Here is a 19,984-nt window from a genome sequence, read left to right on the forward strand (position 1 = left end):
CGAAAAAGAAAAAACAATGAAACGAATATACATTCCTTTTTTGCTCCTGGCCGTGATCGTTACGGCCGGCACCATCACAGGTTGTAAAAAGGAGTTCCTCGAAAAACCCAAAGGCGGAGATGTAACCGTTGATACCATCTTTCACACACAACGGCAGGCGCAGTATGCAGTTGCGGATATGTATGGCTGGTGTATGCCCACCGGTTTTACCATGAACAATTCCGCCGATAGCCGCGAAGATGTACTTACCGACCAGGTGCACCTGCTGCTTCCCGGCGCCGCCTGGGTTGCAGGTAATTTAAACTACCAGTATTATATAGCCGGTGGTATGGCGCCCACGTACAGTATCGACAGAGGGCCCATTACCCAACGTGGCAATACCGGCGGTACTGCATTCTCATCATGGTATAAATCGATCAGGAAAGCAAATCTCGTACTGAAGAATATCGATAAGGTAACCGATGCGCCCGATGAATGGAAAACCGATGTAAAGGGGCAGGCCCTGTTTTGCCGCGCAATGGCGCACTATAGCGCATTTCGTTTGTATGGCGGCATCCCCATCGTATCGGATGTACTTGCAGGGGAGGGCAGGATCCTTATACCGCGCTCTTCCGTACAGGCGGTAGTAGATACGCTGGTTGAATGGTGCGATTTGGCTGCCGCTATGTTACCTGCTGTAAGGCCAACGAACGACTATGGCAAAATTACCAGTGTGGCCGCGCTGGCATTGAAAGCAAGGATCCTGTTGTATGCAGCAAGCCCCCTGTATAATACGCCTGACAATATGAAAGCGGCTGTGGCCGGCGCGCGTTTCAATGACGAAAGAGATGCCGTGTTGTGTTACCCTTCCTATAGTAAAGACCGCTGGAAAAGAGCGGCCGATGCCGCCAAAGCGGTGATCGATGCCGCAGCTGCCGGCGGGGTGTATCTATACAATACCGGGAAACCGGCTACAACTGTAAAAACAGATAACTATGCCGGTTTGGGCGACTACGAAGCGGTTTGCAACAACGTATTCGGAACAACCGGCGCCTATGGCAACCCTGAAATGATCCTGGTGAACACCTATAACCAGAACGATCCTAACCGTAATGGCTGGGCCGACTGGGGCCGGTACAACTTCTCAAAAGTGCGGCAGATGGGTTGGGGGGCAAAAAATAATGTGCCTGTTGAATTCCTGCAAATGTATGAGAAAAGAGATGGCACCCAATGGACGGCAGCTGCTTCGGGAACCGATTTCAAAGCTTACTTCGAAGGGCTGAACCTCGATCCCCGGGCTTATTCATCCCTTGCATACGCCGGTCAGTGGTATAATAGCGGTAAAGCATTTTTGCCATATTATAAAGCGGCAGCAGACGGTACCTATGCAAAAGGCGCGCTGGTTGACGATACCAATGCAGGCGATGGCACAGGCAGCGCCGTTGAATGCTCAAAGTTCGTTGCGCGTGTTGATAACAACAACGATAACCACTTTGCATGGCCCGTTTTCCGGCTGGCTGAATTTTACTTAAGCTATGCGGAAGCGTTGAATGAATTTGCCGGTCCCTCAGCCGAAGCGTTCCAGTATTTAAACCTCATCAGGCAAAGAGCGGGTATGCCCGATAAAGATGCCGCTATGGTGCCGGACCAGGCTGCGTTCAGAACCGCTATCCAGAACGAGCGCTCGGTAGAGCTGGCGTTTGAAGATCACAGGTATAACGATCTGCACCGCTGGTTAACCGCGCATCTTGTGTTGAACCAGGCTTTCCGTGGCTTTACCGTAACCGCATCAACGAACGGCGTTACGCCAAAACCAACCAACCCGTTCCTGAACTGGAGCCTTGTTTCCTATGGCTCAAGAACATTCCCGGTTAAATATTACTATGTGCCGTTCCCTTACTCCGAGATCAGTATGCGGTATTTGGGTAACGAAGGCTGGGATGGCCAAAACCCGGGATGGTAACAATGCTTGTGAACGAATAACCTGAAAAAAATGAATTGTAAAAATATAAAACTAATTGCCTGCCTGGCCCTGGTCTCCGGTTCCGCGGCAACGGCACAAACGGACCGGGATACGATCACAGTACCTGTGAAATCGCCGGTTACGGTCATTGACCATGGAATAAGAAATGAACAAAGCTGGCGGAATACCGGCGCGGTCTTTACCATTACCGGTGAAGAACTGGCAAGAACGAACGCCGGTAATTTATTGAACACCTTACAGGGCAGAATACCGGGCCTTACGGTAGCCACCGGTTCGGGTGAGCCCGGTTATGACAACCCTGTTTTATACCTGCGCGGGCAAAGCAGCTGGAACGTAGCCGGTAATGCCATCGGTGTTTATCTCGATGGGTTCCAGGTCGACCTAAATGCTTTGGCGGCCCTGTCGCCATTTGAAATTGAATCGGTAACCTTATTGAAAGATGCTGCATCCCTGGCTATCTATGGTTTCGATGGCGGCGCCGGTATCTTAAGCGTTCGCACCAAAGAAGGCACCACAAACGGCAAAACTAAAATAGAGGTCAACAGCAGGTATGGTAACCTGAGGCCGATAGCCATGCCGGAAGTAATGGATGCATACGGTTATGTTACAGCTTACAACAAAGCGTTACAGAACGATGGATTGCCCATTAAATATTATAACCCTGATTTTTACAGGGCCGGCGACGATCCTTTTCATCCCAATGTAAACTGGTATGATAAGGTGTTGACCAATAGTTCCGCCACACAGGACCACAGCCTGTCGTTCCGTGGCGGTAACAGCAAGGCCAGGTTTTTTGTGTTGGGTGGTTATACCGATTTCCGTGGCGCTTATAAAAATGCCGATGATATAGATATCGATTTTGGAACCAATGCCAGATACAGAAGGCTTAACCTGCGGGCAAATGTAAATGTGCAGTTGAATAATAACCTGTCGGTAAAAGCAACGGTGTCGGGCATTACTGAAGACCGTTATACCCCCGCCGGTTTTACCGCTTCCTCACTTTTCTCTAACCTGTTACGAATACCGGCCGCTGCATTTCCCGTAAAACATGTGAATGGCGTATGGGGAAACAGTGCGGTATATAATTTTAACCCCGTACAGTTATTAAGACAGAACGGTATTTACAGTTCGCATACCAGAAGCCTTGGCACCAACCTGAGCTTCAATCAAAAACTCGACGCCATTGTTAAGGGATTATCATTCCATGGCGGATTTTCGTTCACCAATTTATACATCGGTGTGTATGAAAAAAGGTTTACCGTGCCTTCGGTTGAAGTATCGAAAGATGCATATGACAACCCGGTGCTCGATGCCGGCGGCAATGTGGTGTATAAAGTATTGGGTAATGTAAGCCAGGGCATTACCGATGGCGGTAATGACCACTGGAACAGGAATACCCTGCAGTTGGGATTTAACTACGACCGCACATTTGGTAAAAGCACCTTCACCGGTCTGTTACAGGCAAGCCGTTCAAACTATGATCATGATGGCCAGTTCTATTCAGTTGTAGAACAGGGTTTGCGCGGCGCCGTTACATATGACTATGATCAAAAGTATATAGCCGATCTGTCGTTCTCTTATGCCGGTTCGGGCGATTTTGAGGAAGGGAACCGGTTTGGTTTGTTCCCTGCTATCGGCCTGGGCTGGGTAGCCGGTAATGAAGCTTTTCTGAAGAACAACAAAGTGATCAGCTTTCTGAAAGTAAGAGGTTCATATGGAGTAACGGCCAGCACGAATGAAGACTTCCGTTTCTTATATGAACGCTGGGGTATAACCGGCAGTGGTATCATATTGGGAACTACCAATACCACGTATGGCGGCCGTTCCGAAGGCGCTTATCCCAATAGCAACTTTACCTGGGAAGAAAAAACAACCGCCAATATCGGTCTTGATGTAACACTGTTAAAAAAGTTAACCGCTGCCATCGATGTATTCAGGGAAAAACGCACCGGAATCCTGGAGGCGCCCGTAGGTGTACCTGCCTATACAGGGTTCGACCTCAGAAGCACCAATACCGGCGAAGCGATAAACAGGGGAATGGAAGCGGCGCTGCAGTACCGCGATAAAACAACCTCAAATCTTGAATATTATGCCGGCGCATTTTTCTCCTATGCTCGCAATGAAATAACAAAAAGGGCCGAGGATGTACAGCCTTATGATTACCTGTACCAGAAAGGTTACCGGATAAACCAGTTCAGGGCATTGCAGGGCGCAGGCTTTTACCAGGCGGCGGATTTCGATGCCGGCGGCAACCTGCTGCCCGGTGTTGTAAAATCAACCTACGGGCAGGTTCGTGCCGGCGATCTGAAATATGTTGATGTGAACAAAGACGGTATCATCAACGATTATGATAAAATGCCCCTGCAGTTCGCAAAGCTGCCTGAGATCACCCTGGGCTTTAATGTGGGCCTGAAGTATAAAGGTTTCGATTTTGATGCATTCGTTCAGGCGGTAACCAACCGCACCGTTAGTTTGCTCGATGATGCGTTTGATTATACGCATCCTTTGGCCAACAATAATAACATCACGGTTTTTTCCAACAATCCCTGGACGCCGGAAACCGCCGGTTCGGCAACTTCCCCAAGATTGTCGACACTGGTGAACGACAATAATAACCAGCAGGCCGATTTCTGGCTGCGTAAAGGCGGCTTCATCAAATTACGGAGTGTTGAAATGGGTTATACGCTTCCGGCAAAAGGATTCCTGAGAAAGCTCGATGTGATCAGGGTGTATCTGAGCGGTAACAATCTTATCAGCACAAAGATCGAAGGGCTTGAGCCGGAAAGGCTGTCGATGGGTTATCCGTTGATGCGGACAGTTACAGCCGGTGTTAAAGTAAAAATTTAGAACGATCATTTGAAACGTTACAGGATGAAAAAAAATATTTATATCATCATAGCAATCGTTTTTTCGGCATTCAGTCTCGCTTCATGTAAGAAAGACTTCCTGGATGTGAAAAATATCCCGGCCGATATGCCGGTTGACCTCATCTATAAAAGATACGATTACATCCAGGGTATCGTGTGGAATGCATATAGCTATCTGCCCGATGGCTTCGGTTGGATGGATATGGAAGCGGCCACCGACGATGCCTACCATACCAATGTAAATAACCGCTCGCATACATTCAATTATGGCGTATGGAACCAGTTCAATAACCCCGATGGCGTATGGGGCAATTACTTCAATGGCATTTACCAGGCCAACCTGTTCCTGAAGCGCAGGCATGAAGTAGATCTGTCATCGATCTCCAATAGTATCGTCAATAACGATTCTACGGCTTATAAACGCGCGGTAAATAACCTTCAGTTCATGGTGGGGGAATGTTATTTCCTGAAAGCATTCTTTTACTTCGAACTGGTAAAGCGATATGGCGCTGTTCCAATAATAGATCAGTCATTGGATTATAATGAAACAGGTACCTGGCAGGGCCTCGCCAGGGATCCGGTAAACGACTGCTTTAAATACATCGTTTCACTATGCGATCAGGCGGCGGTTATTATACCCGATAGTGTACGCACCAGTGCGGCAACAAGCTGGTACGAATCGGGCCGGGCCACCAATGGCGCCATCAAAGCGCTTAAGTCACGAGCCATCTTGTATGCTGCCAGTCCATTGTTTAAAGATGCCGGATCAACCTATACCTGGGCCGATGCGGCCGCCGCCGCCCAAGAGGTAATAGCGATGAACATCTTTAACCTCGATGCATCCTATACCAATGTGTTCGGCGCAACCAATGCCACCTCGGTGGAGGCTATTTTTTTCAAACGCTATGGCGCCCAGAATGGTTTAGAAAGAAACAATTTTCCCTTGGTGTTTGAAGGCAGCAACGGCAACAGCGTTACCCCAAGCCAGAACTTTGTGGATGAGTTTGAAGTGAAGAGCGGCGCCACGGCTGCACCATTCGACTGGAACAATACAACACATGCCGCCAATCCGTACGTAAACAGAGACCCCCGTTTGGCCGCAACAGTGATCGCCAATGGCGCCACGTTTAAATCAACCACCATTCAAACTTATTATGGCGGTAACAGCGGTCAGCCAAAACTGAACGCTACCAAAACCGGCTACTATTTGGCGAAATACGTTAACCCAACCGTTGACCTGCTCAATAACACCACTACCACGCACCAGTGGTTGTATATGCGGTATGCCGAAGTGTTACTGAACTATGCAGAAGCAATGTATAACGCCTATGGCGCTGCCGGCGATCCGCTGGGTTATGGTATGACGGCTTTACAGGCGATCAACAGGGTGCGAACCCGCAGCGCCATGCCTGCGCTTACCGATATAACGCCTGATGCCATAGTGCATGAGCGCAGGGTGGAACTGGGTTTTGAAGGACATCGCTGGTGGGATGTACGCCGGTGGAAAAGAGGCAGTGTTTTCGCCAACCCGGTTAGAAGCATTTCCATCACGCTGAACGGGTCGAATTTTGTATATACGCCGTCAAAACTGGAGGACAGGGTATTCGATCAGTCGAAAATGAACTGGTATCCCATTCCGCAAAGTGAGATCACCAAAACCGGCTGGGACCAGAATGCAGGCTGGTGAGAAGGCTGAAGGCTTAACGCGAATACAGGTCGCGGCCTTCGGCCTTGTGCCTTGTGCCTTCCGTCGTTTTAATACTCTTAAAATCATGATCATGAAGTCATCAATGAATTTCAAAATATACAAACTCGTGGTTCCTTTGGCCCTCGGCGTATTTGTCGTTTTCGGTTGTAAAAAGGAATCGAATAACAGTTATGAAGATTATGCACCGGTTGATAGCCTCGCTGCCACATTTACGGTAACGGCGGTACCCGGCAACGATACCAAATTTGTTATCACCAACACCACAAAGGGCGACTGTGTTGGTACAAGATGGGATGTAGGCAAGGGGAGTGGCGCCGCCATGGGTAAAACATCGGATACCGTTTTTTATCCCCTCGCCGGCACATACACCATAAAAATGCAGGCCCTCGATAAACGCGGCAAATTGTATAGTGCAACACCTGCCAGTGTAACCACAACCAAAAATGATCCGGCATACGATAATTTGATCAGGGGTGGAAAAATGGATGCAGGCGACGATCAGTTCTGGGGCAGGTACGATGCGCAGACCAACAAGATCGTGTGGACCCTGGCCAACAATGCCTATACGGCAACCACGGCTGCCAAACCGGTAACGGCATCGGTTAATGGCGGCATTTACCAGCCGGTGCAGGTGGTGGCCAATAAAACCTACCGGTTCACCATGAACGTATCTTATGGCGCGCCGCAGGATGCCTGGCTGGAGTTATATTTTGGACAGGCAGTGCCTGCAGACGGAAAAGATTATACCGATAATAAAAAGCTCGGACTGATCAACTGGGGTACCTGGACGGCCTTCAACGGAACCAGAACGGTGGATGTGGTGTTTGGTGCAGGCGGTACCATTTATACGGTGATCAAAATGGGCTGTAATGCGCCAAACGGCCATTTTAGTACACCAGGCATCAGTATCACGAATGTCGATTTCCGAAGAATACAGGAGTGAGTAGTAGTTGAAGAGTTGACGGGTTAACTTGTTAACCAGTAAACTCTTCAACTTATATTCTTTTCGCAGAGAATACGCAAGCAGTAGTTAAAACAGCGCCGCCCGGTTCCCCGGAGCGGCTTTTTTTATTGCTGAGGGTTATCAAAGCATTGTTAAAATGTTATTTCTGAAACCGTTAACCTAAACCGGCCTGATTATTCCAGGTCAGATAATAGCCATTCGTTTATTACTGTTAAAATCATTAACATGAGAGTTATTACTACATTCCTGTTAGCAATTGTTATAATTTTTTCGGCATGTACAACCACAAGGGAGGTCAGCGAACCTGAGTTCAGGGATATCGGTGCTGTTCGGCTTATTGATGTAGGGTTGTTAAAAACAACCGCCGGGGCAGACATGATCTATTATAACCCCAACAATTTTGGTATTCAGCTGACTGCCGCCCGGGGTGAGGTGTATGTCGACAACGTATATTTTGGAAGTTTTCAATTGAATGAAAGTGTACAGGTAAGAAAAAGGGCTGAGTTCGTACTGCCTGTGACTATTAAAATGGACAATATCAACGCAATTAAAAACCAGAGCGAACTTTATAAAAAGAAAGAAGCGCTGGTGCGTATCGAAGGCCGGGCATTTGTAAAAAGATCCGGTTTTTCAAAAGAAGTTCCTATCCGGTACGAACAAATGCAGAACCTCGACCGCCTGCGCGCCATCGTTTCTAAATAATATATCTTCTTTGCAGGTAAGCCGCTATTTAACAGTAGCGGCTTTTTTGCATCCAGGTTCTAAGGAATATAACCGGCGACCTTGAGGCTGACCCGTTATAAAAATAAATTCTCCAACATGTCCCCGTTTTTGATACCCGGTCGTCATACTGCAAACAACGATCAAAAACATGAAAAGGGCATTACACATTATTTCCAGCGGCCGGGGTGAGCGATCTTACAGCCGGGCGCTTGGTACGGCGATCATTCAAAAACTTATCGGCAAAAATGAGATCGGTACGGTGGTGGAACGCGACCTGAGCAAATCGCCTCCGCCTTTATTAGATGAAGCGCTGGTGGGGGAGTTCTATAAACTTCCGGAAACGATCGACGCAAAGGGAAAACAATTGCTCACCTATGCCGACACCATCTTCAACGAAATGAAGGAGGCCGATATCATCGTTATCGGTACGCCCATGTACAATTTTGGCATCTCCGGCCTGTTAAAAGCCTGGATCGACCAGTTGGTGCGCGTGGGGATCACCTACACCTACAATGCAGATGGCACCAGAACGGGGTGTTTATTGAATAAAAAAGTATATTTAGCCGTAGCATCAGGCGGAAGATTATCTTATTGGCCTGAAGCATACGAGTTTGTAGAATCTTATATAAAAGCGGTATTCAGCGCCTATACAGGCATTACCGACGTTTGCACCTACCGCGTGGAGGGTACCGCTGAACAGCATGTTACCGTGAATTACGAAGAAATAATCCAAAGCATTTAACTACAGCGTATGAAAGAGTTTATGTTTATTTTCAGGTTGAAAGACATCGGAGACTTTAAACCCACGGCGGAACAGATCCAGGAACGCCTCAACTGGCTGGCCGGTATTGCCGCGCAGAATAAGCTGGTTGACCAGGGCAATACACTGTCGCCGTTTCCGGGAAGCGCTAAAACCGTACGGCCCGGCGATGTGGTCACTGACGGGCCATATACTGAAATAAAAGAGTTTCTGGTGGGTTATATTATCGTTCGAACGGAAACCATCGATGAAGCGGTGGAAATGGCTAAAGAAAACCCCATCTTCAAACTTGGCGGAAACATCGAGGTGCGTGAAGTCATAAAACGTAAGTGATCCTGAACGGAAAACAATTAAATAGTAACGGGCTGCTGAGTGAGCTTTTCAGGCAGGAATACGGGAAGATGATCGCTGTATTATGCCGTCATTTTGGCTTGAAACACATTGAGATCGCTGAAGATATTATTGGTGATACATTTCTGAAGGCCTCGGAACACTGGGCCGCCAATGGCGTGCCGGAAAACCCGGCCGCCTGGTTGTATACCGTTGCCAGAAACAACGCCAAAGATCACCTGAAACGCGTAACGCTTTTTGAAACGAAAATAGCGGGCAATCTCAAACCCGATGAGGCGGCGCCTGAACCCGGTTTTGAGTTCGCCGGTGAGCACATCAGCGATAGCCAGCTGGCCATGATCTTTGCGGTGTGTGATCCGGGTAATTCAACGGAGAGCCAGATCTGCCTCGCCCTTCAGATCCTTTGCGGTTTTAAGGTGGAAGAAATTGCCAATGCATTTCTTACAAATATCGAGACCATCAAAAAACGCCTGCAACGGGCAAGAACCAGTTTGCGTAACAGCCATTTTCAGATCAAAGCACTGAGTGGGCCCGATATCAGCCAGCGCCTCGATAGGGTGCTGAAAACCCTGTATCTTTTATTCAATGAAGGCTATTTTTCGAAAACCAATGATCACCTGATCAGGAATGAATTGTGCGCAGAAGCGATTCGACTGACATTGGTGCTTACAGAAAACCCGCTAACCGGTACGGTACAGACCAAAGCGCTGCTGGCGCTCATGTGTTACCAAAGTTCACGGCTTGATGCACGCACCGGCAACAGCGGGGAAATAGTTCTTTTTGACGAACAGGACCCCACCTTATGGGATAAAGACCTCATTGAAAAAGGCAACTACTATTTTGTACTTGCCTGCCAGGGAAACCAGGCATCGAAGTATCACATCGAGGCCGGGATAGCTTACTGGCATACCAACCCGGCGGCTGTAAATAAATGGCCGCATATTCTGCAATTGTATAACCAGCTTATCCTTATTGAGTATTCGCCGGTAACGGCATTGAACAGGGCCTTTGCCATTTCAAAAGTATATGGCCATGAGAAAGCTATCATGGAAACCGCGAAGCTAAAGCTGACCGGTAACGATCAATACCACAAATTATTGGGTTTTCTATATGAAACGACAGACCCCGGTGAAGCGATCGGTCATTACCGCAAAGCAGTGCAGCTTACCAGGGCAAAAGCGGCAAAGCGCGTTTTGGAGAAAAAGATAGAACAACTGGAAAATAAAAATGGCGGGTGATCTCCTGTACGGTTGGCCCGCTGTTGAAAATTGGTAATTTAAATAAAATAAAGCCCCGTTCCGTTTTATCCGGAACGGGGCTTTATTGATATACTGCTTATTGAGAAATAATGAACGGATGCGATGTAACGCCATTACCCTGTTTTACCACCAGGATCGCCATTCTGTTTTTCAAAACTTCACTATCAAGAGGTATAGTTGTTGTGTGTTTTCCTTTACTGCCGTCTACATTTATCGTTTGCAATATTGCGCCGTTCACCGTTACGATCTGTAACACGGTCTTCCCTTCATTGTTTAATTCGTAATCTACTTTCATTGTACCCGACTGTAAGCTTGTTCTTACCAGCGGTGAGTTGGCATTTTGCACTTTACCGGCCACATCGGGGATATCGCTGGCAGGTACATCGCCTTGAGGTGTAAACGTTCTTGCAGTTGCAGATGAACAGTAGTTAAGGCCGATACGCAGTTTGGGGCGTCTGGTAGCATCGGCATTGTCGCTGCTGGCAAACAACATAGATCTGTAATAACTTTCCGTTTGCAACCTGATACAAAAGCCATAACGCTGTGCAGGCGGTAAATTGATGATATCCTGTAACAGGGCGGTAATGTTCAGATCGATAACATGATAGTTCCATTGTACGCTGCCCGAACCGGGTAAGGTAACCTGGTTGGTAGTTGTAGTGGAGGGCTGTGTATTCCATGTTACCGTATTTTCGGCCCATGGCGATGTTATACGTTGAACATAACAGGCATTGGCGCCATAACTTCCCAATGAAATGGCAGAAGATGAAGGAACGCCATATAATGAAAGGTAAGCATAAGATACCGTGGTTCCCTGCGGTATGTATTGCAGGTCGGCGAAATCGATCAGTGATCTCAGGTAACCCACCTGCCCCGAGAAGGTCCAGGCGGCGGACACCAGCTGATCGGTTGAGCCATAGTTGGTATTGGCATAAGCAGGCGAACCGTTAACGGTTTGAACCCTTGTGTCTATACCACGGCAGGCATCGGGTTGAAAGGTCATTTCGGTTTGTGTTACCTGGCTATAGCCGGTAGCGGATATAAGCATGGCTAGCATGCACAGGAGCGTTGTTTGATTTAATTTTTTCATACAATAATAGTTCAGTGTTGGTTTAATAATGTTCGTCTGATAAAGTGTAAATAATAGTAGGTCTGGTTGTTACATTTTTATAGTTTTAAGGTTAATAATAGGTATCGTATGTACATGCAGGGGCGGCAGGCTGACATTACAGCCCACAGGAATGCCTGCAGGAAATATGTTCGTATAAGATCAACTTACACGGCAAAGTGTATATTGATGAAATTGACCTTTTAACAGTGGAGAACGATTCTTAACAGTGGAGAATGTCTGTTTGTCCGGATCCCGAAAAGATGAATTGGGTTGATATGGTGTTTTCGGGTTACGTGTTTTCCGTATAACGCTAACAAACATATGCAAAATGGGTGAATCGGCAAAATGCAGGTTTGTTTTCAGGAAAATATTCTAAATAAAAAGGCTGCCTCTAAAATTGCTTTTTGAGACAGCCTTTCCTGCGGTTAAAAGATATTCCCTAATTAAATATTTCATTCATTTCTGTTAAAATAAGCGGCATGCCGTCTGTGACCACAAGGGTATGTTCGTGCTGCGCCATATAACCGCCTTTATTGCCCACCATAGTCCAGCCATCTTTAGCGTCTACCGCATATATAGAAGCGGTAGAAATAAATGTTTCGATAGCTACAACCGAATTCTTTTTAAACCGCCGCATATCCTGCCGGTTCCTGTAGTTAAGCAGTTCGGTGGGTTCTTCGTGTAACCCTCTTCCAACGCCATGGCCGCCCAGGTTTTTAATTACCTTAAAACCTCTTTTTTTTGCTTCGGTTTCCATCAGGTGCCCTATGTCGGCGATTTTTACGCCGCCGCTGATATGGCTGATCGTTTTTTGCAGGATCTCTTTTGACGCATTCACCAGTTGCTGATGCTGATGAATGTCGTTACCCAATACGAATGATCCGCCGTTATCGGCCCAAAAGCCGTTCAGTTCGGCTGATACATCGATATTGATCAGGTCGCCTTCTTTTAAAATTCGTTTAACGGAAGGAACGCCATGACAAAATTCATTGTCAACACTGATGCAGGTATAACCCGGAAAACCGTATGTTTTGTAAGGCGCCGACTTTGCACCAAAGCGGGCCAGTACGGTAGCCCCGAACTCGTCCAGTTCTTTGGTGCTCATTCCCGGTTGGGCATGATCCCGCATTTCCTTCAATGTATATGCAACCGCTTCACTCACTTTTTGCATCCCGGACAATTCAGCTTCTTTTGTTATAGACATATGCTTTTTCTCCTTAATTTCTATAAAAATATTCAGTCTATAAATATAGAATTTATTAATGAGACAACGACTTCATTTTTTCAATACCAACAGGTTGCGGATGAAGAAAAAATGACATGAGACAAATCAACAAAAAAATGAACAGATCATGCAATACCTATTCATTATTTTGAACTGTCATAATTTCATTTTACTGCCTGCTAAATAAACTATCGATTGCATTATGAGAGAAGAATTGTATATCACAACCGGTTTCGCCGTCGCATTACTTGCGGTTGGCTGCCTGAAATCCATCTCGGATAGTGCCGCTCCCCAAAATGTACTGGAAAATGATCAGCGAAAAGTGTCGGTTGAGGCTGCGCCGCCGTTGGGCACGCTGATTGATAGCGCGGTTTACCGTATCCGTGGTTTGTCGTCCGTACCCACCGGCCCCGTAGTTGAAGTTACCGGCAACACTACCGCCGACAATGCCCAGATCCAGCAATGGTGGTGGTTTCCCAATAACGGCCAGAAATGGAAACTCATAAAAACCGACGCTACTTATTATAAGCTGGTGAACGTAACCAGTAACAAATGCCTTCAATCGCCCTCATCCGTTTCGGGCGACATTTTACGGCAGGGAACCGATAATGGTTCCGATGCACAACGCTGGGCTATTGCTTATACGGGCAGTAACAATGTGTTCACCCTTACCAACAAGGCCACGGGCATGAAAATGGTTGTGGACCCGGAAAGTAATACGCCCGGCGCCAAGATCAGGCAGAAAAGCAGTATAACGGGCACACAGGACCGTTTTGAATTCCGTAATCTCTATTTTCAGAATCCTATAAACAACAACAGCCGTCCCGATCCGTTCGTAGCGCAAAAAGACGGGTTTTACTATTTCCTGTCAACCAAAGGCAACAGGATCACCATTACAAAAACGCCTTCCATGTCGTTACTGGCGGCCATGCCCGAAACCCTTGTTTTTACGCCGCCTTCCGGTACAAATTATTCATCCAATCTATGGGCGCCCGAATTATTTTTCCTCTCGGGCAAGTGGTATATTTATTTTGCCGCCGACAATGGCAATGATGAGAATCACCGCATGTTCGTACTCGAAAATCCCAATGCAGACCCCACTACCGGAACCTGGACATTCAAAGGAAAAATATCTGACTCAAGCGATCAGTGGGCTATCGATGGTACGGTGCTTACCATAGGTACCCAAAATTATTTCGTATGGTCGGGTTGGGAAAATGTAGCTACGAAATATAAACAATACATTTACCTGGCCACTATGTCGAACCCATGGACGATAAACGGGCCCCGGGTTCAGATATCTGCGCCTACCAATACCTGGGAGCGGCATGAACCCGCCTCATTGGGCGCCGGTGTTAACGAAGGCCCCATTGCGCTGCAAAAAGATGCCGGCAGCCCGGTCTTTATTATCTACTCTGCCAGCCGTTACAGCAGCGACAATTACTGCCTCGCGCAAATACAATTGAAAAGCGGCGGTAATCCCACCGTTGCAGCCGACTGGATCAACAAAAAGCAGGTGTTCGTAAGAAATGACGCCAATGCGGTATACGGGCCAGGCCACAACGGATTTTTTACCAGCAGTTATACCGATGGCAACGGGGTGTTACGAACCGCGAACTGGTTTGTATACCATGCACGCAGCGTGCCTAACACCACCAATGGCGCCAGAACGCCACGGATGCAGCAATTGACCTGGAACGCAGATGGATCACCGAATTTTGGGACCGCTGCGGCTACAGGCATCAACACGCCCATTCCTATTGGCGACTGATCTCCATATTATGGCGCTGAGGGTATTGAACGCCGGGCCGGCTAAGAAGGGAAGTACAGATCCATCCCGCATGTAGGCCATTCAGGGAGCGGGCATTTTGATATTATTTTATGAATTCAAATAAAAACGCCTTGTAAATAAAGATTTACAGGGCGTTTTATTTTATTTTGCCTGTCAAACCTGATCATTTATGATGGATACAATCAGTAATACCGTAACCCTTCGCTTTCTTGCAGAACCCTCCGATGTCAACTTCGGCGGCAAAGTACATGGAGGCGCGGTAATGAAATGGATTGACCAGGCAGGGTATGCCTGTGCAGCCAACTGGAGCGGGCAATATTGTGTAACGATCTACGTGGGCGGCATCCGTTTCTTCAAGCCCATTTCTATCGGCGATATGGTGGAAATTACCGCTACTATTATTTATACCGGTAACTCCAGTATGCATATTGCCATCAATGTGCAGGCAGGTAACCCGCGGCGTAAAGACAAAATAAAAACCACGCACTGTGTAATGGTATTTGCGGCCGTAGATGATAATGGCAAAACAGTATCGGTACCGAAATGGGTGCCCGAAACACCTGCGGCAGTCGAGATGGAGAATTACGCCAGAAAATTAATGGCGCTGCGACAGAATATTGAAGATGAGATGAAGCCGTATATGTAGGTGATTATTGGTTGCTGGCGACGTATTCACAGATTAGAATCATATTATAGATGCCCCGATTGTACATAATTGCTGGTTGCAATGGCGCAGGAAAAACCACAGCCAGCCTTACCATACTGCCAGATATTTTAAAGGTCAGGGAGTTTGTAAACGCAGACGGCATAGCTGCCGGACTTTCCCCTCTTAACGTGGAAAGTGTTGCTTTTGAAGCGGGCAGGATCATGCTTCGGCGCATTCAGCAATTGATGGAGGAAAAAGAAGATCTTGCTTTTGAAACTACTTTATCTACCCGAAGCTATGTGTCATTAATAAAGAAGGCCAGGGCAAATGGTTATAAAATAACCTTGCTGTACTTTTGGTTGATGTCGCCGGATTTTGCAAAACAACGGGTAACTGAAAGAGTGCGAAAGGGCGGACATTACATCCCTGATGACGTTGTGGAGCGGCGGTATTACAGGGGAATAGCTAACCTGTTGAATTTATATGCGCCAATCGTCGATAATTGGGCGGTAATCGACAACATGGACATAGAACAGAATATAATTGCAAAGGGATCAGGGAACGGAGATAAATTGATATTAAACGCTGAACTTTGGAATATCTTTTCAAATCAATCAAAAGTTATGGAAGATAAAACTATCTATCTTGATGAATTCTCTGAGCAGATCTTGGAGGGAATGAGAAAGGCAATGAAAAAGCTTGTTGTAACCAGCGCTAAAATGGATGAGGAACTGGTCATTAGAGATAAAGACGGGCAGGTGAGGTCGGTTCCGGCAAAGGAATTGCTTCACATTGTTGAAAAGTATTGATCTTCAAAATCTATTGTAAATAATAAAGCCCTGTAAAATCGATTTACGGGCTTAGGGTTATGGTATCACACTACCATTCTGGTTTTAACAGGTATTCACTTACCGAAACCAGGTTGCCATCAAACAATGTTTTGTTAAGCGATACGATCGCCTGGCGGGCCTCGATTTCAATAGGCATTTCAATTATTCCATTACGTTTTGAACGGCCGGTCAATTTGTCTCTCGTTACCTCGGCCGATGATACCCTGCCAAAAGAGGAAAATAATCTTCTAAGATCACGATCCTCTGTATTCATACTCAGATTAAATATTTGTATGTTCATAATTGTTATTTATTGGTAATGTTATTCAGGCCGCAGCCCCGGTGCTCAATTACTATAATATAAATAAATTCCGCGTAACCAGTTAAAAACCGACAATTCGCTTTTTGTTTCGAAAGGCAGTTGTGTTGTAATAAGTTCTTCGATCTGCAGCCCATCGGTAACGGTTAACCTGCCAATCGATTTACCGAAGTGGTTGATGATAAACAACACCTGGTAACCGTTAAGCGGGTTAAAAGAACGCCGGTCGGGTTCATTGTTTTCCGTGGAATGATTCAGCTTGATCGCCCAATCGTAATGCTTTTTTTGTAAGTGTTCTTTTAAAAATATCATAGTTTCTTTTAAAGACTGAGAATTGACCAGGTAAAGTGTATTAGTAAGAGTAAGGGAGGTGGGAATTACACAATAGACAGTCAATGGCGAAAGATATGCTTAATTACGGTAACGAACTAATTTATTATTTGTATTAGCTGGCACACATACGCTTAAATGAAACACTTTTATATAATAAGCGCTTACTGGCCAGTCGAATACCTTGCAGAATGACTACTTTTTTATTTTTCGAAGCCCGGTTCGAAGCGGCAACCGCGGCCCATGCCATTTTCGGTTGCCGGAAAACTGATATAAAACAGGATAAATGATTTGATACTTAATAGGCGGGCTTGTCATGAACCCGAAAGGCAAAGCACCGCATGCCGGTTACGGTTTATAAAAGGCATTACCCGGTTTGCATGAAATTGTTGGGTTTTCAGGAACCAGAATTCAGGCGCCACCTTTTTTTTATCTGACATATATTCAAGATGGAAAGTTTTTCCGCCGGTGCTGATCTCTACTGAGGCCTGCGGCGCATTTATGCGGTGCGATGTATGAACCAGTATCTTTTTTGTAAGAAATGTGGTGTTGCCGGCTGTAGTAACAAGAAAACCGTTCTTTGTGTAAGAGAGGTCGATGATCTCGCGGCAATTCATCTGGCGGGCGGTTAACACGAGATTGTCAAATACATCCGCAACAGGAGCAGGTGTTGTTGCTTCATCATGTATGATAAGCATTTCGGTATCTATCGTTTTTTGTGATGCCAGCGCAAGGGCCGGTGATGCCAGCAGCGCAGGGAGCAATAAACCGGTATTATATAGAAAATCGCGACGACGCATAGTAAGTGTTTAATCTTTAATAGGGAAGGCATTGTCACGCCCCGGCGTAACAATGCCTGTTTTTTTATTTAACTATTTTATACGTATAAACCTGTGCATTGAATTGCACCGTAAGAACATAGATACCCTGAACAAGGTTGTTGACCCCCGTAACCGGAATAACCGACTGTCCTTTCGGAACGTTCATGTATTGGGTTGTAAGCAACTGTCCGGTAATATCGGTAAGCCTGATGGCAACGCGGGCCGCTTCCGGCATTTGGATCCTCACTTTTAACTGGCTTGTAAACGGATTGGGCGACACGTTCACTATGGGCGAACCGGATGTGTGTAAGGGCAGCGTAACAATAGTGCTGTATTCTGTTTCGCCTGTGGTGCTTACTATTTTCAGGCGGTAATAAACCTGTGATGAATGTAACAGGGCGGCATCGTTATCGGTAAAACTGTAATGCTGAACACCATGCCCGTTATTGCCGGCTACTTTGCCAAAGGCTGTAAACGTTTGTCCATCGGGGCTTCTTTCTACTTCGAAATAGTCGTTGTGCATTTCGCCTTCTGTCTTCCATTGTACCAGCGCATCGCTGTTGGCTAACCGCGCGCTGAAAGAAATTAAATTAACCGGCAGCACGCTGGTGGCTGTTTGTAAAATAAATCCACTGAAGCCGGTAACATCAAAAGTTATTTCCCAGCGGCTGTCTGTTGCATTCCATACAACATTGGCGTCGGCCGGATCGATAAGCATTGCGCCCGAAGTATATGAACCGGGCAATCCTGTTCCGTCGTTGCTGCTGCCTGTATATTTTCCTATGCGCACATTGGTTATACCTAAGTTATCGGCTGGCCCTGTAGGTAAATTGAGCGTACTGCCGGGTGCGGCATTGAACGCATCGAATTCAGCCTGGGTAAAATACAACGTAACCGTTCCGGTTGCGGCCGAAGCGTTCGTTGCAGGGGTGATCTCGTAATGCCTGGCAGCAAATGGCTGACCGCCATAGGAAGGCACTGAGGTTTCGATCCAGACACGGCTGGTGACATTGCCGCTAACCGCACTGGCGCCCGAAGGAAGTATTTTAGCAATAATGGCACAGCCACTGAAAAATACATTGTTGCCCGCGGTGATAGCCTGGGTGGCTGAAACGCCGGTAGTTGGCAGGGTGCTTGCGTTGGCAGTAAGCAGCGCGCCATTGCTGTTCACGGCGCCACAGGTATTGGTAATAACCGCCCTGTAATAACGGCCGCCGAGGCCTGTGTTATTTGATATGGTAAGGCTGGCTGTATTCACACCGCTGTATACGCCTGTATTGGTAAGGGTTACCGGTGAAGTAAAACCGGCATTGGCGCTTTCCTGCCATTGATAGGTCAAAGTGCCCGCGCCCGAGGCCGTTACATTAAAAACAACCTGTGAACCACTGCAGGTTGTTGAATTGCCGGGATGCGATAAAACAGTTACCGGATCAGTTAACGTAAATGTAGAGTGGCCTGAGGTGCTGCCGATAGGGAAGGCGTTATTATTAAGCGTCCAGCTACTGCTGGTATTAACAGCTGTGGACAAGGCAGTCGTATTACATGCGGAAACGTTGGTAGTTAATTTACCATTATCGGGCTCTATGGCAGGCCCTGTTGTTGCGGGTAACGTTGCCTGTGATAATAACATGGCGGTGACGCCATTGCTTAAACCGGGTGGCACACTGCTTTGATTGGGGCCGATGGCTGAAGCGCCATCCCAGTTGGCATAGGTTGTAACGCCCGATTCAACATTGGCATGAATGGCCGCAATAAAACGGCGGGTGGTATTATCAAAAGTTCCGGCCGGGCCAGGTGCAGGCCCGGTTTGATAGGCGAGTACCTGGTCACCGGCGGTAGCCACTTCCATATAATTGACACCGCTTTCCGTTGTCACCACACCGATGGTAGTGGTGCCGGCTTCGGTAGTGTATGCGTTCCAGCTCACAACCGGGTCTACGTAGCTGCTGATAAAATATATTTCGGTTCCGAAGGCAACGCCGCCCGCAGGCGCCATCCATTTTATAGTACCCTCTGTTGAGGCAATAAAATCGTTGGCGTTCGTGCTCCAGCCCCTGTCGGTAAAATAAATAACCGTACCGGCTGCCAGCCCGCCGCTTTTTAATACCACGATCGAAAAGCGGTCTTCGAAATTCGTTGTGCCGCCAAAAGCAATATTCGTCAGGTCTAATTTGCTTTGATAACTTACAAAAGCAATATCGCCGGCCGAGAGGTTATTCTGCGCCCGGGCGCCGGCTGCCGTAAGCAGCAGCACAGGTATAAAGGCGCTTATAATTTTGTAGAACTTTTTCATGTATAAAGGTTTGTTAGTGCAT

The 19,984-nt window shown here is 47.0% G+C and carries 17 protein-coding genes; 11 read left to right on the forward strand and 6 right to left on the reverse strand.

Going from position 1 to position 19,984, the window contains the following annotated elements:
- Positions 1-16: 16 nt before the first annotated feature.
- The 8 genes from A4R26_RS16685 to A4R26_RS16720 all read left to right on the forward strand — a co-directional run bounded on the left by A4R26_RS16685 (position 17) and on the right by A4R26_RS16720 (position 10,574).
- Positions 17-1,942: a RagB/SusD family nutrient uptake outer membrane protein gene (locus A4R26_RS16685; RefSeq protein ID WP_081165159.1), complete on the forward strand. Its 1,926-nt coding sequence runs from the start codon at positions 17-19 to the stop codon at positions 1,940-1,942.
- Between the two features lie 30 nt (positions 1,943-1,972).
- Positions 1,973-4,810 (forward strand): SusC/RagA family TonB-linked outer membrane protein, encoded by a 2,838-nt coding sequence (locus A4R26_RS16690; protein ID WP_081165163.1) that lies wholly within the window; start codon positions 1,973-1,975, stop codon positions 4,808-4,810.
- Between the two features lie 24 nt (positions 4,811-4,834).
- Positions 4,835-6,517, forward strand: coding sequence for a RagB/SusD family nutrient uptake outer membrane protein (locus A4R26_RS16695; protein ID WP_081165168.1), 1,683 nt, complete (start codon positions 4,835-4,837; stop codon positions 6,515-6,517).
- Between the two features lie 91 nt (positions 6,518-6,608).
- Positions 6,609-7,481 carry a PKD domain-containing protein gene (locus A4R26_RS16700; protein ID WP_133054711.1) on the forward strand — a complete coding sequence of 291 codons (873 nt, stop codon included), beginning with the start codon at positions 6,609-6,611 and terminating at the stop codon, positions 7,479-7,481.
- A 246-nt stretch (positions 7,482-7,727) separates the two neighbouring features.
- Positions 7,728-8,204 carry an LEA/WHy family protein gene (locus tag A4R26_RS16705; protein WP_081165176.1) on the forward strand — a complete coding sequence of 159 codons (477 nt, stop codon included), beginning with the start codon at positions 7,728-7,730 and terminating at the stop codon, positions 8,202-8,204.
- 169 nt (positions 8,205-8,373) lie between these two features.
- Positions 8,374-8,967: an FMN-dependent NADH-azoreductase gene (locus A4R26_RS16710; protein ID WP_081165179.1), complete on the forward strand. Its 594-nt coding sequence runs from the start codon at positions 8,374-8,376 to the stop codon at positions 8,965-8,967.
- Positions 8,968-8,976: 9 nt separating this feature from the next.
- Positions 8,977-9,318, forward strand: coding sequence for a YciI family protein (locus A4R26_RS16715; RefSeq protein WP_081165184.1), 342 nt, complete (start codon positions 8,977-8,979; stop codon positions 9,316-9,318).
- Entirely contained in the window at positions 9,315-10,574 is a 1,260-nt protein-coding gene (locus A4R26_RS16720) for an RNA polymerase sigma factor (protein WP_242674932.1), read from the forward strand. Before A4R26_RS16715 ends, A4R26_RS16720 begins: the two co-directional genes overlap by 4 nt.
- A 97-nt stretch (positions 10,575-10,671) precedes the next feature.
- Here the strand turns inward: A4R26_RS16720 and A4R26_RS16725 are convergent, their stop codons facing one another.
- Positions 10,672-11,685: a DNRLRE domain-containing protein gene (locus tag A4R26_RS16725; protein WP_081165189.1), complete on the reverse strand. Its 1,014-nt coding sequence runs from the start codon at positions 11,683-11,685 to the stop codon at positions 10,672-10,674.
- 460 nt (positions 11,686-12,145) lie between these two features.
- Positions 12,146-12,910 carry a type I methionyl aminopeptidase gene (gene map, locus A4R26_RS16730; protein ID WP_081165192.1) on the reverse strand — a complete coding sequence of 255 codons (765 nt, stop codon included), beginning with the start codon at positions 12,908-12,910 and terminating at the stop codon, positions 12,146-12,148.
- Between the two features lie 223 nt (positions 12,911-13,133).
- Between map and A4R26_RS16735 the strand changes: the two genes are divergently transcribed.
- From A4R26_RS16735 to A4R26_RS16745, 3 genes are all read left to right on the forward strand, one after another.
- A complete protein-coding gene (locus tag A4R26_RS16735) occupies positions 13,134-14,702 on the forward strand; it encodes a family 43 glycosylhydrolase (RefSeq protein ID WP_081165194.1) in 1,569 nt (522 codons plus the stop codon).
- A 190-nt stretch (positions 14,703-14,892) separates the two neighbouring features.
- Positions 14,893-15,369 (forward strand): acyl-CoA thioesterase, encoded by a 477-nt coding sequence (locus tag A4R26_RS16740; RefSeq protein WP_081165197.1) that lies wholly within the window; start codon positions 14,893-14,895, stop codon positions 15,367-15,369.
- A gap of 50 nt (positions 15,370-15,419) precedes the next feature.
- Entirely contained in the window at positions 15,420-16,178 is a 759-nt protein-coding gene (locus A4R26_RS16745) for an ATPase (protein WP_081165200.1), read from the forward strand.
- Positions 16,179-16,248: 70 nt separating this feature from the next.
- Here the strand turns inward: A4R26_RS16745 and A4R26_RS16750 are convergent, their stop codons facing one another.
- The 4 genes from A4R26_RS16750 to A4R26_RS16765 all read right to left on the reverse strand — a co-directional run bounded on the left by A4R26_RS16750 (position 16,249) and on the right by A4R26_RS16765 (position 19,962).
- Positions 16,249-16,500 carry an RNA recognition motif domain-containing protein gene (locus A4R26_RS16750; protein ID WP_081165203.1) on the reverse strand — a complete coding sequence of 84 codons (252 nt, stop codon included), beginning with the start codon at positions 16,498-16,500 and terminating at the stop codon, positions 16,249-16,251.
- 45 nt (positions 16,501-16,545) lie between these two features.
- Positions 16,546-16,830 carry a hypothetical protein gene (locus tag A4R26_RS16755; RefSeq protein WP_081165207.1) on the reverse strand — a complete coding sequence of 95 codons (285 nt, stop codon included), beginning with the start codon at positions 16,828-16,830 and terminating at the stop codon, positions 16,546-16,548.
- A gap of 332 nt (positions 16,831-17,162) precedes the next feature.
- Positions 17,163-17,648 carry a hypothetical protein gene (locus A4R26_RS16760; RefSeq protein WP_081165212.1) on the reverse strand — a complete coding sequence of 162 codons (486 nt, stop codon included), beginning with the start codon at positions 17,646-17,648 and terminating at the stop codon, positions 17,163-17,165.
- 64 nt (positions 17,649-17,712) lie between these two features.
- On the reverse strand, positions 17,713-19,962 hold the full coding sequence (locus A4R26_RS16765; protein ID WP_081165216.1) for a T9SS type A sorting domain-containing protein: 2,250 nt from the start codon (positions 19,960-19,962) through the stop codon (positions 17,713-17,715).
- Positions 19,963-19,984: the final 22 nt, after the last annotated feature.

Source organism: Niastella populi (assembly GCF_002078015.1).
In the GTDB taxonomy this organism is placed as follows: domain Bacteria; phylum Bacteroidota; class Bacteroidia; order Chitinophagales; family Chitinophagaceae; genus Niastella; species Niastella populi.

What these genes read in the sequence shown, in the direction of transcription:
- A4R26_RS16705 (WP_081165176.1), top strand. Translation starts at nt 7,728, where the DNA reads ATGAGAGTTATTACTACATTCCTGTTAGCAATTGTTATAATTTTTTCG.
- A4R26_RS16755 (WP_081165207.1), bottom strand. Translation starts at nt 16,830, where the DNA reads ATGATATTTTTAAAAGAACACTTACAAAAAAAGCATTACGATTGGGCG.
- A4R26_RS16765 (WP_081165216.1), bottom strand. Translation starts at nt 19,962, where the DNA reads ATGAAAAAGTTCTACAAAATTATAAGCGCCTTTATACCTGTGCTGCTG.
- A4R26_RS16725 (WP_081165189.1), bottom strand. Translation starts at nt 11,685, where the DNA reads ATGAAAAAATTAAATCAAACAACGCTCCTGTGCATGCTAGCCATGCTT.
- A4R26_RS16715 (WP_081165184.1), top strand. Translation starts at nt 8,977, where the DNA reads ATGAAAGAGTTTATGTTTATTTTCAGGTTGAAAGACATCGGAGACTTT.
- A4R26_RS16695 (WP_081165168.1), top strand. Translation starts at nt 4,835, where the DNA reads ATGAAAAAAAATATTTATATCATCATAGCAATCGTTTTTTCGGCATTC.
- A4R26_RS16700 (WP_133054711.1), top strand. Translation starts at nt 6,609, where the DNA reads ATGAAGTCATCAATGAATTTCAAAATATACAAACTCGTGGTTCCTTTG.
- A4R26_RS16735 (WP_081165194.1), top strand. Translation starts at nt 13,134, where the DNA reads ATGAGAGAAGAATTGTATATCACAACCGGTTTCGCCGTCGCATTACTT.
- A4R26_RS16685 (WP_081165159.1), top strand. Translation starts at nt 17, where the DNA reads ATGAAACGAATATACATTCCTTTTTTGCTCCTGGCCGTGATCGTTACG.
- A4R26_RS16750 (WP_081165203.1), bottom strand. Translation starts at nt 16,500, where the DNA reads ATGAACATACAAATATTTAATCTGAGTATGAATACAGAGGATCGTGAT.
- A4R26_RS16760 (WP_081165212.1), bottom strand. Translation starts at nt 17,648, where the DNA reads ATGCGTCGTCGCGATTTTCTATATAATACCGGTTTATTGCTCCCTGCG.
- map (WP_081165192.1), bottom strand. Translation starts at nt 12,910, where the DNA reads ATGTCTATAACAAAAGAAGCTGAATTGTCCGGGATGCAAAAAGTGAGT.
- A4R26_RS16690 (WP_081165163.1), top strand. Translation starts at nt 1,973, where the DNA reads ATGAATTGTAAAAATATAAAACTAATTGCCTGCCTGGCCCTGGTCTCC.
- A4R26_RS16745 (WP_081165200.1), top strand. Translation starts at nt 15,420, where the DNA reads ATGCCCCGATTGTACATAATTGCTGGTTGCAATGGCGCAGGAAAAACC.
- A4R26_RS16740 (WP_081165197.1), top strand. Translation starts at nt 14,893, where the DNA reads ATGATGGATACAATCAGTAATACCGTAACCCTTCGCTTTCTTGCAGAA.
- A4R26_RS16710 (WP_081165179.1), top strand. Translation starts at nt 8,374, where the DNA reads ATGAAAAGGGCATTACACATTATTTCCAGCGGCCGGGGTGAGCGATCT.